Origin of the sequence: Mesorhizobium sp. M1D.F.Ca.ET.231.01.1.1, from assembly GCF_003999155.2 — a bacterium.
Taxonomy (GTDB): domain Bacteria; phylum Pseudomonadota; class Alphaproteobacteria; order Rhizobiales; family Rhizobiaceae; genus Mesorhizobium.
Genome location: NZ_RZOZ02000006.1, coordinates 156758 through 172269 on the forward strand (window position 1 = coordinate 156758; position 15512 = coordinate 172269).

Here is a 15512-nt window from a genome sequence, read left to right on the forward strand (position 1 = left end):
TTGTTAAGGACCGGAGTGCGGCGCCGCCGCGCCACCTGGCGGCCCTCCGACCGTGGAAATAATCGCCGAAAGCTTGTCGGCCTTCCCCCAGAAGGCCAGCGGCTCGTAGTCCGGATAGGGATAATGTCCAAGGTTGAGTTCTATCTTCCAGCCATTTTCACGAATCCAGGTCTCGACCAGCCTGCGCACCGAAACAGGTTTTCCCGAACAGATGTTGATAGGGCCAATATTCTGCCCCAGCGTGGCAAGTTTAGTAAGAAGTTCCGCGACCGTCGTTACCGGCAGATAGTCGCGCAACTGCTCCCCGCCCGACATGTCGAAGACTTCTCTCCCTTCCATGACCGCTTGGCGCAATTGAGAAAGAAGCGAGTTGGAAGACTGCCCCTCTCCATACAGGTAAAACAGCCTTGCCCAGACGAGATTGAAACCATGCGTCTTGGAGAGAAATTGCAGCTGGTTGTGCAAGGCGTTTTTGGAAAACCCGTAGCAATTGCCCGGCAGGCATATGTGATCCTCGCCAAGAGCTCCGGATTGCATGCCATACTCAAAGCACGTGCCTGCTACAGCCAGCGTCGGCAACCCGGTTTTTACAAGTCGAGCGAGGAATGAATATTGCGCGGGGAGCTCTTTCTCGAAATGGTGCAGCGAATGATAGTTCGGCAATCCGCCCCATGCGAGGTGGATAAGCACATCCGGCGAACCCAGGTCCGGCCAGTCCGGCTCATCGCCGGCGCCTATAGCGATCTCCCGGACTTCCGTCCCCGTATGCAGGAGTTGACCCGGCAGATGTGACGCATCGCGCACGCAGACGGTCGTTTCATGACCCCGCCGGCGCAGTTCGGCCAGGACATGGCGTCCAATGAAACCGGTCGCGCCCGTCACCGCGACCCGCATCAGAACACCTTGAGTTCGGGTATGGACGTCACAAAGGAGGCACCCCATTCGCGCGCGTATGCGAGTTGGGTGGCAATCTCTTCAGACAGGTTCCATGGAAGGATAACAATATAGTCCGGCTTCTCGTCGCGGATCTTTTCCTCGCCCGCTATCGGAATTCGGCTTCCGGGCATGAACTTCCCCTGTTTGGCGGGATTGAGGTCCACCACAACGCTTATCAGATCCGGGCGGACGCCGGCATAGTTGAGGAACGTGTTGCCCTTCGCGGCGGCGCCGTAGGCAACCACCTTTTTACCGTCGTTGCGCGCCGCCAGCAAAAACGAAACGAGCGCATTCTTCGCCTCATCGGTTCTTCGCTGGAAGCCAGCGTAGCCTTCACGTGAAGACAGGCCTGCCGATGCCTCACGTTGCAGCATCGCTGCAACGGAGGGATTTTTCGCGCGCGATCCGGTGTCCTTCCTCTGCGCGAACACACGCAGGCTGCCGCCGTGGGTCGGCAATTCCTCGACATCGAAGACAGACAGACCGTTGACATCGAAGATCTGGTTCACGGCGGTCAAGGACAGATAAGAGAAATGCTCATGGTAGATCGTGTCGAACTGGACCAGATCACGCAGATTGAGCAGGGATGGAAATTCGAACGTGGAAACGCCGTCCGGCTTCAGAATGCTTGCAAACCCCTTCACGAAATCATTGATGTCCGGCACATGGGCGAGCACGTTGTTCGCAGCCGTGAGGTCGGCGCCCCGGCCCTCGGCCATCAGTTTCTTGCCGAGCGCCTCGCCGAAAAACGACTGGACGATCTCGATCCCCTTTTCGCGGGCTGCCCTGGCGGTGCTTTCGGTCGGCTCGATGCCCAGGCACGGAATTCCGGCAGCTTTGAAATATTGCAGCAGATAGCCGTCATTGGCCGCCACTTCCACCACGTGGCTCGCGGCATCGAGCCCGAACCGCTCGGTCATCGCCTCGCAATAGCGCTTGGAATGCCTGAGCCACGAGGCCGAAAAGCTGGAAAAATACGCGTATTCATGGTCAAACAATTCGTCAAACCTGGCAAAATCCTCCGTCTGCACCAGCCAGCACTGGGTGCAGACGAGAACGCGCAGCGGAAACCATTTTTCAGGACCGCGCATCGCCTCTGCCGTCAGATATGCATTCGAGGGGGGCGCGCTGCCCAGGTCAACGAAGCTCTGCGTTACGGGCGCTCGGCAGTGTCTACAAATCATATTTCCAGGCCTTCGAATGCGCTTGTGATGAAAGGATGGGATTCGTCTCGGGTGGAACGCTCGGTGATGGCCATCGGCCATTCGATTCCGAACGCGGGATCGAGCATGTTGACGGCGCCCTCCGCCTCGGCGGAATAGGAAGCCGTGTGAAAATAGAGCATCTCGCAATCACCGCAGAGCGTCTGAAAGCCATGAGCGAAGCCTTCGGGGATGTAAAGGCTGCTGTGATTGTCGGCGCTTAAGACAGTGCCATACCATTTGCCAAACGTGGCGGAGCCCTTTCGAAGATCAACGGCGACGTCGAAGACCTCTCCGCGCAGGCAAGACACGATCTTCGTCTCTTGAAAAGGCTGGCGCTGAAAGTGCATGCCGCGGGCTGCGCCGGCGTTCCTTGTCAGCGTGTGATTGACCTGGGCGACCTTGCGCCCATCGAGGAACGGGGCGAGTTCCGTGGTGCAAAACAAGCGTTCCAGGTAGCCGCGGTGGTCGCTTAGCACATTGCGCCTGATCACCAGAAGCCCGGCAAGGGGCGTTTGCTCAACCGACAGGCGCGCGCTCATGAGAAAGGGGTATCCAGATAACCCCGGATCTGCTCGCGGCACAAATCAGCCATGTCCTCGCCGCGCGCCCAGGACTCATGCCATCGAACCGTCTCTTCCAGCGCGCGGCGCAGCCTCCAGCGCGGGCGCCAGTTGAGTCTGGCGCGTGCCTTTGAACTCGACAACGCCAGCATGTTCGCCTCATGCGGACGCTCGCCGTCGAAAATCTCCCAGCGTATCCGCGGGAGCAGAGCCTGCAGCGTCTCGACGATCCAACGCACCGGCTTGGCATCATCCTCGTCAGGCCCGAAATTCCAGCCTTCCGCGAAGCCGACGCCGTCGCGCCACAACGCTTCGGCGATCAACAGATAGCCCGACAGCGGTTCGAGCACGTGCTGCCATGGCCGCGTCGCTTCCGGCGAACGGATGACGAGCTTCTCGTTTCGGTCGATGGCGCGCAGGAAGTCCGGCACCAGTCTGTCGGCCGACCAGTCGCCGCCGCCTATGACGTTGCCGGCGCGCGCAGACGCCACGCCCACGCCCGCGGCCGCGAGGAACGAGCGGCGATATGCTGCGGTCACGAGTTCGGAACAGCCCTTGCTGCTCGAATACGGGTCATGGCCGCCCATCGCTTCGTCCTCGCGATAGGCCCAAACCCATTCGCGGTTCTCGTAGCATTTGTCCGTCGTGACATTGACGACTGCCTTGACCGACGAAGCGTATCGCACGGCCTCCAGGAGATGCGCCGTGCCCATCACGTTCGTTGCATAGGTTGCGAGCGGATCGGCATAGGAGAGGCGCACGAGCGGTTGAGCCGCCAGATGCAGCACGATCTCGGGCGCCGCGGACAAAACAGCCTCACGCAGCTTGGCGGCGTCGCGGATGTCGCAGCGCAAATCCGCTTCAAGAAACCTGTTCACACCAGCGACGCCGTAGAGCGACGGATCGCCGGATGGGTCCAACGAAAGGCCTGTGACCTTCGCCCCCATTCCCGAAAGCCACATGCAAAGCCAACCACCCTTGAAACCGGTATGGCCCGTCACAAGGACACGCTTGCCGAACCAGAAGTCGGCGCTGGGTTTTGCGCTTGCGGTCATTGCCATACCCGCCACGGCGCTTTCCCGCTCGCCCACAAGGCCTCGAGCTGATTGCGGTCACGCAAGGTGTCCATGGGTTGCCAGAAGCCTTCGTGGCGCCAGGCAGCCAGCTGACCGTCCGAAGCAAGGGTCTCGAGCGGCTCCCGTTCCCAAACCGTGGCGTCGCCGGAGATACGGTCGATGACCTGCGGCTCCAACACAAAGAAACCGGCGTTGATCACCCCACCGTCCGCCTTCGGCTTTTCCTGAAATGACCGCACGTCGTGGCCGTCCAGATTGAGCGCCCCAAACCGGCCAGGCGGCGTCGCGGCGGTAAGCGTCGCCAGCTTGCCGTGACGACGATGGAACTCGACAGTTGCGGTGATGTCGACGTCGCCGACGCCGTCGCCATAGGTGAAACAGAACGTCTCCTCCCCTATGAATTGCCGCACGCGGCGAAGGCGGCCTCCGGTCATGGTTTCATCACCGGTGTCGATGAGCGTGACCTTCCAATCCTCCGCACGGCTCTGATGCGTGGTCATTTGATTGTTGGCAATGTCAAATGTCACGTCGCACATATGAAGGAAGTAATTGGCGAAATACTCCTTGATCATGTACCCCTTGTAGCCACAGCAGACCACGAACTCATTTATTCCATGCGCCGAATAGCACTTCATGATGTGCCAAAGGATCGGCCTGCCGCCGATTTCAACAAGCGGCTTCGGGCGAATGGACGTCTCTTCCGCCAATCGGGTACCAAGTCCGCCGGCGAGTATCACCGCTTTCATCACAAGCTCCATGCATCGGTAAAATATCGGTCGAAGGTGCCTAGTTTGCTGGTCCCAGTTCCCAGGCTGCTGTTGGTGACATCCTCAATGGATAATATGCGTTGCCATCGGGGAACGGATATTGCACCACGGGGCGATAGGGAGGTTCACGGACGGAACCCCGGACAGTCGCTTTCATGAACGGCGAAACGACGGTTCGATATCCTTTCTCGGCGGCTTCCACCGCAAGGGCCCCGGCCAACTCGGCAAATGATAATCCATCCGGCAGGTCTTTGCAGAGATTTTCCAGGCGCTTGGCGGGCGCCAGCCAGAACATCGGCGTGAACGTATCCACACTGCGCTGCAAAAAAGCCTCCCCATGATAGCCCGAATGGTAGGAGGGGCGACCATGGTACGGGCATGTCTCGCCGTTGCGGTAAGCACGATAGCCTCCGGTCCAAAGCATGGTCGCATCGTCGGAATGCAACGTGCCGCCGACAAACGCGATATCGTCCTGGACCTCGCACAGCCCGATCGCCTCGGAAATCCACTCGGCGTCTTCGATCATGAGCCCGGAATCCATGATCGCGATGTATTCATGGTCGCCCGACTTTGCGCGAACGATGTCGATCAGTTCGGATACGGTGCCCACAGAGCTGTCGACCTTGCCGTCGGCTCCACTCTGGTGCGTTGCCACCACGAACGTCGCAGGCAATTCGCCGATCTTGCGCCGCAGCCGCCACATGCCGGCGTGCCCGAACAGATCGTTCTCGACGATTTCGATGCGGTCCGCGAGTTGTTGCAACTGCAGGTGCTGTGTCAGCACATGGCTTTGTGAAACCAGCGTAAACGGTTTCACGGATGGATCGGCTGATGCCGTCGATTGCGGGTGCGTGCGCCACGAATAGACGACTTCGTTCATATGAACCGGAGTGGCCCCATCACGGATGAACCTCAGGAAAGTATCCCAATCATGACAGCCGTTCGCCTTGTCATCGGTGTATGCGTTCAGTTTCAGCGCCGTATCGCGGCGGATCGCACACAAGTGCGCCACGTAGCAGCAGCCATAGAACATGACGGGATCCCAATCCCTCTTCATGAAGGGACTGTGGCGTGAGGAATACACACCGCATTTGTCTTCGTCCGAATAGATCAGTTCCGGAAGACCGCGCTCGATCAGAAAGGCTGAGATCAGCGCCGCGGCATCGGAGGTGACGAGGTCGTCGGAATCCATCGGAAGGATATAGTCGCCCGTCGCGTTTTCGAGACCGACCCGCATGCCGCCCAAAATACCCTTGTTTTTTTCCACCTGGACAAGGGTCGCACGATCGCTCGTCGAAGCGACTTCTCGAAGCGTCGCGGCCGTGTCGGGATCGGTCGATCCGTTGTCGACCAAGATCCATTCCAACCTTTGATGGCTCTGGTTGTTGATGCATTGCGCGAGCTCAAGCAGGAACCGGCGTTCGGTGTTGTAGACCGAGGTGACGACCGACAGCTTCAGTCCCTCTGTCCGATCCGGGCTGAATGTGACCGGCATGCGCGCGGCCACCCTCCGGTCGAGCCAAGCCTGATAATCCTCCGACCGAAGATCGCGCCAATTCCAGCCCGGCCTCGGAGTAAACCATGGGTTCGAGCGATCGAAATTGACGTTGTAGTAGGGATCGTCGATTTCGCCCCAGCGGGCGACAAGCCGATCCAGTTCCGTCGAGAAGACCCCTTCCTTGGACAGGGACTCGAAATGGTAGAGCTCGGCCGAAGGTTCCTGCACAACCCCGTGTCCCAGGTCGCGCAGGCGCAAACAGAAATCCACGTCGTTGTAGTTCAGCGGGAACTCTTCATCGAAGCCGTCCAATTCCCAAAACAGGCCGGACCGAACCATCATGCACGCTCCGGTCACGGCGATCACTTCGCGTGTCAGACAGGCTTCCATGTTGGGACCGGGCTCATCGGCTCGCCGACCGATCATCACATGCGACGGGCCGGAGTCCTGGAGCACCACGCCGGCGTGCTGAAGCGTATTGTTCTCGAAGAGAAGCTTCGCGCCTACGCATCCGACGCCGTCGAGCGCACAGATACGCATCATGTTTTCCAGCCAGTCCGGCGTCTTGACCTCGATGTCGTCGTTCAACAGAACAAGGTATTCTCCTTGCGCCGCCCGTGCAGCCTTGTTGATCTTGTCGGCGAGATTGAAAACAGGACTTTCATAGCGAACGAGCGTGTGTCGCGGAAACGCTCGCAGCGCCTCCTCCGCCGCGGCCGAAAGCGGCCCGTTGCATGAGACCACCACCTCCAGGTTCGGGTATGTGGAGCGTGCGATGCTGCGCAGGCAGTTTTGAAGGATGTCCGTATTCCGGCCCCGAATGATGCCTTCCCGGCCGGCCGTTGGGATCACGATGGAGACCAATGGAGCAGGATTGGGCAAGTCCGGAACGGGTCTCCAATTGCCGGGGTAGTCGGTGGGCTGAACGCTCCCTTCGATACCCCTTCGCCGAAGGCAATCCTCAAGCGCCTTTTTCTGCTTATCCAATATTCCGGTCTTGGCTTCTATATTGCCGGCGGTGCTCCCGGCTCCGACACGCCAATGGTACAACACCCTCGGTATATGAACGATCCGCCTGGTCTTTTCAGCAATCCGCAACGCGAGATCATAATCTTGCGTGCCATCGAATTCCGGTCGAAAGCCGCCCACCTCATCCACCAGAGTCTTGCGATAGACGGAGAGATGTCCCGTAAACATCCTGGTCAGCAGGTGCACGGGAGACCAGTCCGGCTTGAAGTACGGCGAATAGAACTCCCCGCCCGAGTTGGTCTTGTCCTCGTCGCTGTAGATCAGATCGACCTCGGGGTACGCGCAGATGACACGCGCATTCTCGAGCAAAGCGTCGGGGTGCAGCGTATCGTCGTGATCGAGCAGAACGACATATCTGCCGCGCGCACGCCGCCGGGCCTCGTTCGTCGCTTCCGAAATTCCGCGATTTCTGTCGCATTCCACCACGGCGAACCGCGAATCCGCGGCGGCATATTCCCGCAATGTTCGCACCACACGGGAATCCGTGGATGCGTCGTCAACCAGAATCTGTTCCCAAGACCCCAAGGATTGGCCTGCCACGGAATCGAGCATCGCCCGCAATGCAGCGTCGTCGGTGTTGAAGACCGGCGTCAGAATCGAGAAGAGGAGCTCTCCGGGCTCGAGGCGGCCATCGGCGAGATCAGGTACTTCCCGGAAATCCGGGATGACATGCTTGCCGAGAAAGGATGAGGCGTTGCCATTCATCTGGCGCCAGATGCTGCGCCGGGAAAAAAGCCTTGCCTCGGCACCGGCAAGAGCGTTGGTCCCAGCCAATTGCATGGCGGCACGGCTCAATCGGGACGACAGGCCTGCCACGCCCTCACGCCGCAGCACCGTCCAGCCCACCCGCAGCAGGGGCCGCAATCCGCCCACGCGGCGGCGCATGGTCTTGGCAAGCCGGACCGTCTCGCGAGGCGCCAACAGGAGCGACATCGCTTGCGGTGGTTTGAGCGCCAGGCGGCTAACTGAGGCGAATGGTCGACCAATCTTGCGCGCAATCGCCCGGACGGCTCGAAGCGGCCCGGTTATTCGCCAACTGGTCGAGGCCCTCAGCGACGCGATCTCTCCCCGATACGAGTGCAGTTCACCTTGCAGCGCCGCCGCCTCTTCCCGATGCGCATCAAGCTCCCTCTCAAACGCCTTGATTGTTTCCCCGGCATTTGCCAGCGCCTCCTGCAGCTCCGCGCTTGCTTCGTGCGACCTCGACAACTCGTTCTCCGCCGACGAAAGTCGCTCACCAAGTCTGCGCGCGTCCTCGCTGGACCCCTGCGCCTGCTCGTCGAGGCGGGCGACCTCCGCCTCCAAATTCGCGATTGCGTCCTCGGGATGGATCGCCCTCGGCGTAAGGGGAGGCAGAGTGGTGAAGCGCGCCCGCTCATACATCCGACCTTCATATTGCAGCCGGCCCGGCACAACCGATTCGATCGCGCCACGAACCCGCTGCCGGCCCAGCCGGGCGTCTTCCGGCAAACGCTTGCGCAGGACGACGCAGGAGTTTGTGAACTCTATTGAATCGATCGTATCGAGCCAGTCGAGATCACGCGCGCCGATAGCGTGACGATCGAGAATTGGAATGAGGAGTTCCCGTGAACGCTGGTCCACATCCCAATGTTCATGATTGATGACATCGGCGAGGCGTTTGAAGAAGGACATCGCCGAGCCGGGTGTGAAGAGTCCCCCTTGATACTCGGGATAGTAGCTGCATTGCATGTCCTCCACGACGTAGATTCCGTCCGGCGCCAGCTTTGGAAACAGCAGCAGGAAGGACTTGATCATGTCGCTGGACTGGTGCGAGCCGTCGTCGATCACCACGTCGAGCGGCGGCGCAAGCGTATCGCACCACGCGGGGTCCGTAGCGTCGGCGACAATCGCCTTGACGCGCGCGTCAGCGAAGGTCAGCTGGCCGACCGCTCGATCGATATCGACGCCCGTTATCGTCCGGGCATGCTGGAAATATTTTGCCCAAATTTCAAGCGAACCGCCGTTCTGTATGCCGATTTCGAGAAGATGCAGCGGCTTGCGGCGTAGTGGCTGGAAGAGCCTCTCGTACATATTGAGGCAATGTTCCCACTTGTCGGAAACTTTGCCTCGATGCGCGTCAAATAGCTCATTGAGTGATCTTTGCTTCATTCAGCATCTTCGCGGTTCACCGCTCTGTTGAGATTTCCCAGCCAACGTCGGCAGCCTCGACTGCCACGCCCCCAACAGTCCACGCTCTCCCGCGCGGGTCATGATCCTTGCATTTGAATTCGAGGCCGTGATAGAGGACCGACCAGCCAGAAGCAATAGCTGGCTTCGAGGGTAGCGGCGGCGCTCAAAGTCGTCGAACGCGGGTGGGTCGACCGGAAATCAAGCTGGGTCTGATGCTGCTCCGTGCTGTGCATCGCCCCAATCAAATTGATGGCTCTCTATTCCAGCGAGAGGCACGTTGTTGGTGACATCATTTGGAACGCAAACATGAGTTCCATCACGGACCGTACCAGCTCCGGATTTGTCTCTTGAGCTTCACCGAGTTTCTCCGAATTGACCAATGAAATGACAGTTATGACTTTTTCCGACGCTGTCGCCGACATCGGCGAAGCGGTCCGGAAGCGCCACCTGGCAACGACGTTTGGGTGGCAGGATGTAGCCCAGCGCTACCGCCGGTCACGGATCGGAGCATTCTGGCTCACCATCAATATGGGCGTGATGATCGGTGCGCTCGGACTCATTTTCGGCAACCTTTTTCGGGCGCCGATGCAGGAGTTCCTTCCGTTTGTCGGCTGCGGCCTGATCGTCTGGAGTTTTATCTCAACCTGCCTGAGCGATGGTTGCGCCAGCTTCATAAGCGCCGAAGGCATCATTCTTCAGGTCCGAATGCCTCTGTTCACGCATGTGATGAGATCACTCTGGCGAAACATCATAGTTTTCGCGCACAATCTGGTTATCGTTCCCGTAGCTCTGATCGCTGTGTCGGCTCCCATCTCATGGGCGGCATTGATAGCACTGCCGGGGTTTGTCGTCGTTTCCATAAACCTTCTGTGGATGATGCTTGTTCTCGCAACGATTTGCGCTCGTTTCCGGGATATGACGCAGGTCGTGCAAAATTTGCTTCAAGTTATTTTCTACGCCACTCCAATCGTCTGGCAAATGAAGACGCTCCCGGCAAACTTTCCGGCGTACTTCTTCGATTTGAATCCGTTCTACCATTTGATTACGCTGATCCGCGCGCCGTTGCTGGGTGAGATTCCGTCCTCAGTCACCTGGCTTTACGCGATAACGACGTCGATCCTTGGATGGCTGTTCGCATTGTGGTTTTTCGGCCGCTATCGCAAGCGCATCCCGTACTGGTTGTGAGTGCATGGCTAAGATTCGCCTCGAGAGGGCCTCGGTCTCCTTCCCCGTCTACAACGCAGCCAGCCGGTCCTTGAAGAACCGCGTTCTAACGGTTGCGACCGGCGGCGCAATCGAAAGACGATTCGACGGGCTCGTGGTCGTCAAAGGCCTCGATGAGATTGACCTCGCAATCCACGAGGGCGAGCGGGTGGGCCTTGTCGGCCACAACGGCTCCGGCAAGACCACTCTGCTTCGGCTGCTTTCCGGCATCTACGCGCCGACTTCGGGAATCGCGGCAATCGACGGCGAATGCGTCTCGCTTATAAACATCGGCCTCGGCATCGATCCCGAAGCCACAGGCAGGGAAAACATCCGATTGCGGGCTGTCATGATGGGCATGACGGCCAAGGAACTCAGCGCGAAATATGAGGAGATTGCCGAATTCTCCGGGCTGGGGGATTTCCTCGATATGCCCTTCCGAACCTATTCGTCGGGAATGCAGCTTAGGCTGGCCTTCGCAACTTCAACGTCCATCCGGCCCGAAATTCTAATCATGGACGAATGGCTGTCGACGGGCGACGAAGATTTCAAGGATCGGGCAAGACAACGGCTTAACGAGATCGTGAGCTCGACCAAAATCCTGATCCTGGCCAGCCATTCGAAAGAGCTGCTGCTGGGGAACTGCGATCGGTTGATTTGGCTTGAGCATGGCCGGGTGAGGATGGACGGTCCGGCCAAAGCGATCGCGGACGAATATTTCGGTCGATAGGGCTGACGTCGCCCTCTATCCAGTGGAAGATGGACGCGATCCGCGGGACTGAACCACCAGCCGGCGCACCACTTCCTCCGCCGCCGCCCGCCATTCCGGTGCCCGCCACCCAAACACGCCCGCAAACTTCGCGCTCGACAGCCGCGAATTGGCCGGCCGCTTCGCCTTCGTCGGATAGTCCGCCGTCGTGATATCGCGCACGCTCGCATGCGGCCCGCCGAACGCCCGACTTGCGTCCAGGATGTGACGGGCAAAGCCGCTCCAGTTGGTCTCGCCGCTGCCCGCGAGGTGATAGACGCCAAAGGCGGCGAAATTCTCGTCGTCTCGCAGCCTCGCTGCCGCGTGCAGGATCGCGTCGGCGATGTCGAGGGCCGATGTCGGATTCCCCCATTGATCGGCGACGACCGAAACCTCGTCGCGGTCGCTAGCCAGCCTCAGCATCGTCTTGACGAAGTTCCTGCCGAACGGGCTGTAGACCCAGGCCGTGCGCAGGACGAGATGGCGCGGGTTGGCCGCCGCGACGGCTTCTTCGCCGGCGAGCTTGGAGGCACCGTAGACGCCCAGCGGCGCGGTCTTGTCGGTCTCGACATAGGCGCCGTCCTTGGATCCGTCGAAGACATAGTCGGTCGAGAGCTGGATGACGGGCACGCCGAACTTCGCAGCCGCCTTGGCCACCTTGCCGGCACCTGCGGCATTGATCGCAAAGGCCAGGTCCTTCTCGTCCTCGGCCTGGTCGACAGCGGTGTAGGCCGCCGCCGAGACGACGATGTCGGGCCTTGCCGCCTCGAGCGCGGCGAAGATCGTCTCAGGCCGCGTGAGGTCGAGCACCGGCCGGCCGATAGCGACGACCTCCACATCCCTGCCGCCCCGCTCTATCAGGCTTGCGGCAACCTGGCCTTCGCGCCCGGTGACGGCAAGCCTCACGTGGCCACCTTGCCGCTTTCGGCCTTCCTGTTCTCGATCGGGCCGCTCCCGATCGGGCTGTGTTCGACCTTCCCGTTTTCAATCGGACCGTTTTCACTCGGGCCTTGGCCCAGCCGCTCGCCATTGTAGCGCTGCTCGCGGATCGGCCCCCACCACCATTTGTTGTCGAGATACCAGTCGACCGTCCTCGCCAGGCCGCTGTCGAAATCTTCCCGCGGCGCCCAGCCGAGATCGCGCGCGATCTTGGAGGCATCGATGGCGTAGCGGCGGTCGTGGCCGGGGCGGTCGGTGACGAAGGCGATCAGGTCGCGATAGCTCGCGCCGCCTGCGCGCGGCCGCCTCAAGTCGAGAAGATCGCAGATCGTCTCGACGACGCCGAGATTGGTGCGTTCGGAATTGCCGCCGACATTGTAGCTCTCGCCCGGCTGCCCTTTCGTGGCGACAAGCTCGAGCGCGCGCGCATGGTCTTCGACGAAGAGCCAGTCGCGCACATTGGCGCCGGCGCCGTAGACCGGCAGCGGCTTCTCGTCGAGCGCGTTGAGGACGACCAGCGGGATCAGTTTTTCCGGGAAATGATAGGGGCCGTAATTGTTCGAGCAATTGGAAAGCACCACCGGCAGGCCGTAGGTCTCATGCCAGGCCCGCACCAGATGGTCCGACGCCGCCTTCGAAGCCGAATAGGGCGAGGACGGCGCATAGGGCGTCTCCTCGACGAACATGCCGCCGTCGAAAGGCAGATCGCCGAACACCTCGTCGGTCGAGACATGATGGAAACGGAAGCCGGACTTGCGCTCCCCGGGCAGCCCGCGCCAGTAGTCGAGCGCGGCGTTCAGGATGCGATAGGTGCCGACGATGTTGGTCTCGATGAAGGCGCCGGGACCGTCGATCGAGCGGTCGACATGGCTCTCGGCGGCGAGGTTCATGACGATGTCGATGTCGTCGCGGCGCAAGATTTCCAGCACCGCGCGCTCGTCGCAGATGTCGGCCTGCTCGAAGCGGTAGTTGTGCGCGTTCTCGATCGACCTGAGCGAAGCGAGGTTGCCGGCGTAGGTCAGCTTGTCGAGATTGGTGACGCGGTAGGCCGGGTTGGCGCATAGATGCCGGCACACGGCCGAGCCGATGAAGCCGGCGCCACCGGTGACCAGGAAATTCATGCCGCCGTCTCTCCTCACGCAAACACCTCCGCCATGGCGAGCAGCGGCGCCTTGCGGTCCTTGTCCGAGAGCTGGAATCCGCCGGGGATCGCCGGCCACTCGATACCGATTGCGGGATCGTCGAAGCGGATCGACCGGTCATGCCCGGGCGAATAGGTGTCGGTCACCTTGTACAGCACCTCGGTACCCGGCACGAGCGTGACGAAACCGTGCGCAAAGCCTTTCGGCACCAGGATCTGGTTGCCCTTCTCGGCCGATATCTCCAGCGCTACCCATTTGCCGAAAGTCGGCGAGGAACGGCGGATGTCGACCGCGACGTCGAGCACGCCGCCCCGGATAACGCGCAGCAGCTTGTCCTGGGCGCGCGGCGGCATCTGGTAGTGCAGGCCGCGCAGCACGCCGGCGGCCGTGGAATAGGAATGGTTGTCCTGCACGAAGGCGAGGTCGATGCCGGCTTCGGCGAAGCGCGCGGCATTCCAGGTCTCGCTGAAAAAGCCGCGTGCGTCGCCGTGCCGTTTCGGCACGATCTCCAGCACGCCGTCGAGGCCGAGCGGCCTGACCTCAAGCACCGCGTTCCTCCGTCAGATCGGCAACCCGTTTGCGCAGATAGGCGGCATACTCATTCTTACCCAGCCGCGAGGCGCGTTCCAGAACCTTTTCGGCGCCGAGCCAGCCCTGCTCGAGGGCGATCTCTTCCGGGCAAGCGACCTTGATGCCCTGACGGTGCTCGATCGTGCGCACGAAGGAGGCCGCTTCATGCAGGCTGTCATGCGTGCCGGTGTCGAGCCAGGCATAGCCGCGGCCAAGCTGATGCACCTGCAGTGCCCCGCGTTCCAGGTAGACATTGTTGACCGCCGTGATCTCGAGCTCCCCGCGTGCCGAGGGCCGGATCGCCGCGGCGATATCGACGACATCGTTGTCGTAGAAATAGAGACCCGTGACGGCCCAGTTGGACCTCGGCTTCTGCGGCTTTTCCTCGATCGTCAAAGCCTTGCCGGTAACCTTGTCGAACGACACCACGCCGTAGCGTTGCGGGTCGTCGACATAGTAGGCGAACACCGAGGCGCCGCTTTCACGTGCCGCCGCGGCACGGCAGAGATGCGACAGGCCCTCGCCGAAATAGATGTTGTCGCCGAGGATCATCGACACGCTGTCCTTGCCGATGAAGTCGCGGCCGATGATGAAGGCCTCGGCGAGCCCATTGGGCTGCGGTTGCTCGGCATAGGAGAACTCCAGCCCGAATTCGGAACCGTTGCCCAGCAATTCCCGGAAGACCGGCAAGTCGCGCGGAGTTGAAATAATCAGAATCTGGCGAATTCCCGCAAGCATCAGCACGCTCAGCGGGTAATAGATCATCGGCTTATCGTAGATCGGCAGGATTTGCTTAGATACGGCCAATGTAAGGGGATAAAGACGGGTCCCGCTGCCGCCCGCAAGGATAATTCCTTTCAACAAGCTCTCCTTGAACTATCGAGGCCCCGCCCAGACGCCAAGTTGCCCGTGCTTAGGTTTCGTGCACCGGCTTGTCAATTGTCGGCTGCGAATTCTTCCTGACGCTACTCCCGAGCGAAATCCCGCCGCACCATGAAAAAAGGGCCGGCGGGCGCCTAGCCCACCGGCCCTCTTCTGCTTTTTCCCGGGTCACGACCGCTTCGGCAACAGCGCCCAGACGGCCGGTACAAGGCTGGCAGCCAGCGCTACCTTGATCAGGTCGCCGGCGATGAACGGCACGACGCCGAACTGCCACGACTTTTCCGGCCCGATCAGCGCCGCCAGCCAGGCGAAGCCCATCGCCATCATCACGACCTCGGCGACAAGCATCGCGCCGAACAGCCTGAAGGGATGGCGGTCCCAGCCGCGGTCCGCGGCCCAGCCGGCGATCGCCGCCATCACCACGAAGCCGGCAAGGTAGCCGCCGGTGGAGCCCAGCATGTAGGCGATGCCCAGGCCCTTTTCCGGCGTGCCCTGGAAGACCGGCAGACCAAAAGCGCCTTCGGCGAGATAGAGAATGAGCGTCGCGACGGCGAGGCGCATGCCGAAGGCCGAGGCGATCAGCAGCACGGCGAGCGTCTGCAGCGAGATGTCGACGGGGCCGAGCACCACTTTGGTCTTCGCCGACAGGGTGAGCAGCAGCGTTCCGGCAAGCGCCAGAAAGAGCTGGCTCGCGAGCCGGGCCGCGCCCTGGTCCGGCAGAGCGAGAGAAACGAGCGGGCGCATCGTGGTTGCAGTTGCCATGGTCTTCCCCATTCTGGCTGATTTCTTGGGTGGCTGATTTGCTG

General features: G+C 60.8%; 13 protein-coding genes. 2 read left to right on the plus strand and 11 right to left on the minus strand.

Annotated features, from left to right (window positions below; translation table 11 throughout):
- Positions 1-3: 3 nt before the first annotated feature.
- The 6 genes from EN874_RS17970 to EN874_RS17995 are packed head-to-tail and all read right to left on the minus strand — an operon-like array spanning position 4 to position 9201.
- Positions 4-894 (minus strand): NAD(P)-dependent oxidoreductase, encoded by an 891-nt coding sequence (locus tag EN874_RS17970; protein WP_127426297.1) that lies wholly within the window; start codon positions 892-894, stop codon positions 4-6.
- Complete coding sequence (locus tag EN874_RS17975; protein ID WP_127426298.1) at positions 894-2120, minus strand: class I SAM-dependent methyltransferase; 1227 nt, start codon at positions 2118-2120, stop codon at positions 894-896. Before EN874_RS17975 ends, EN874_RS17970 begins: the two co-directional genes overlap by 1 nt.
- Positions 2117-2680 carry a dTDP-4-dehydrorhamnose 3,5-epimerase family protein gene (locus EN874_RS17980; RefSeq protein ID WP_127426299.1) on the minus strand — a complete coding sequence of 188 codons (564 nt, stop codon included), beginning with the start codon at positions 2678-2680 and terminating at the stop codon, positions 2117-2119. Before EN874_RS17980 ends, EN874_RS17975 begins: the two co-directional genes overlap by 4 nt.
- On the minus strand, positions 2677-3756 hold the full coding sequence (gene rfbG, locus EN874_RS17985) for a CDP-glucose 4,6-dehydratase (protein ID WP_127426300.1): 1080 nt from the start codon (positions 3754-3756) through the stop codon (positions 2677-2679). Before rfbG ends, EN874_RS17980 begins: the two co-directional genes overlap by 4 nt.
- Positions 3753-4523, minus strand: a complete 771-nt coding sequence (gene rfbF, locus EN874_RS17990; protein WP_126085185.1) for a glucose-1-phosphate cytidylyltransferase — start codon at positions 4521-4523, stop codon at positions 3753-3755. The genes rfbG and rfbF overlap by 4 nt, the downstream gene beginning before the upstream one ends.
- Positions 4524-4563: 40 nt before the next feature.
- Positions 4564-9201, minus strand: a complete 4638-nt coding sequence (locus tag EN874_RS17995) for a glycosyltransferase (protein WP_127426301.1) — start codon at positions 9199-9201, stop codon at positions 4564-4566.
- Positions 9202-9615: 414 nt separating this feature from the next.
- Between EN874_RS17995 and EN874_RS18000 the strand changes: the two genes are divergently transcribed.
- Positions 9616-10407, plus strand: a complete 792-nt coding sequence (locus tag EN874_RS18000) for an ABC transporter permease (protein WP_245513609.1) — start codon at positions 9616-9618, stop codon at positions 10405-10407.
- 4 nt (positions 10408-10411) lie between these two features.
- The gene (locus tag EN874_RS18005; RefSeq protein WP_127426473.1) at positions 10412-11155 is read left to right on the plus strand and encodes an ABC transporter ATP-binding protein; all 744 of its coding nucleotides are present in this window, start codon (positions 10412-10414) and stop codon (positions 11153-11155) included.
- 15 nt (positions 11156-11170) lie between these two features.
- Here the strand turns inward: EN874_RS18005 and rfbD are convergent, their stop codons facing one another.
- From rfbD to EN874_RS18030, 5 genes are all read right to left on the minus strand, one after another.
- Positions 11171-12079: a dTDP-4-dehydrorhamnose reductase gene (gene rfbD, locus EN874_RS18010; RefSeq protein ID WP_127426302.1), complete on the minus strand. Its 909-nt coding sequence runs from the start codon at positions 12077-12079 to the stop codon at positions 11171-11173.
- Positions 12076-13233, minus strand: coding sequence for a dTDP-glucose 4,6-dehydratase (gene rfbB / locus EN874_RS18015; RefSeq protein ID WP_245513610.1), 1158 nt, complete (start codon positions 13231-13233; stop codon positions 12076-12078). The genes rfbD and rfbB overlap by 4 nt, the downstream gene beginning before the upstream one ends.
- Before the next feature lie 14 nt (positions 13234-13247).
- Positions 13248-13802, minus strand: a complete 555-nt coding sequence (gene rfbC, locus EN874_RS18020; RefSeq protein ID WP_127426303.1) for a dTDP-4-dehydrorhamnose 3,5-epimerase — start codon at positions 13800-13802, stop codon at positions 13248-13250.
- The gene (gene rfbA / locus EN874_RS18025) at positions 13795-14685 is read right to left on the minus strand and encodes a glucose-1-phosphate thymidylyltransferase RfbA (protein WP_127426304.1); all 891 of its coding nucleotides are present in this window, start codon (positions 14683-14685) and stop codon (positions 13795-13797) included. Before rfbA ends, rfbC begins: the two co-directional genes overlap by 8 nt.
- Positions 14686-14874: 189 nt before the next feature.
- On the minus strand, positions 14875-15468 hold the full coding sequence (locus EN874_RS18030) for a biotin transporter BioY (RefSeq protein ID WP_127426305.1): 594 nt from the start codon (positions 15466-15468) through the stop codon (positions 14875-14877).
- Between the last annotated feature and the right edge of the window lie 44 nt (positions 15469-15512).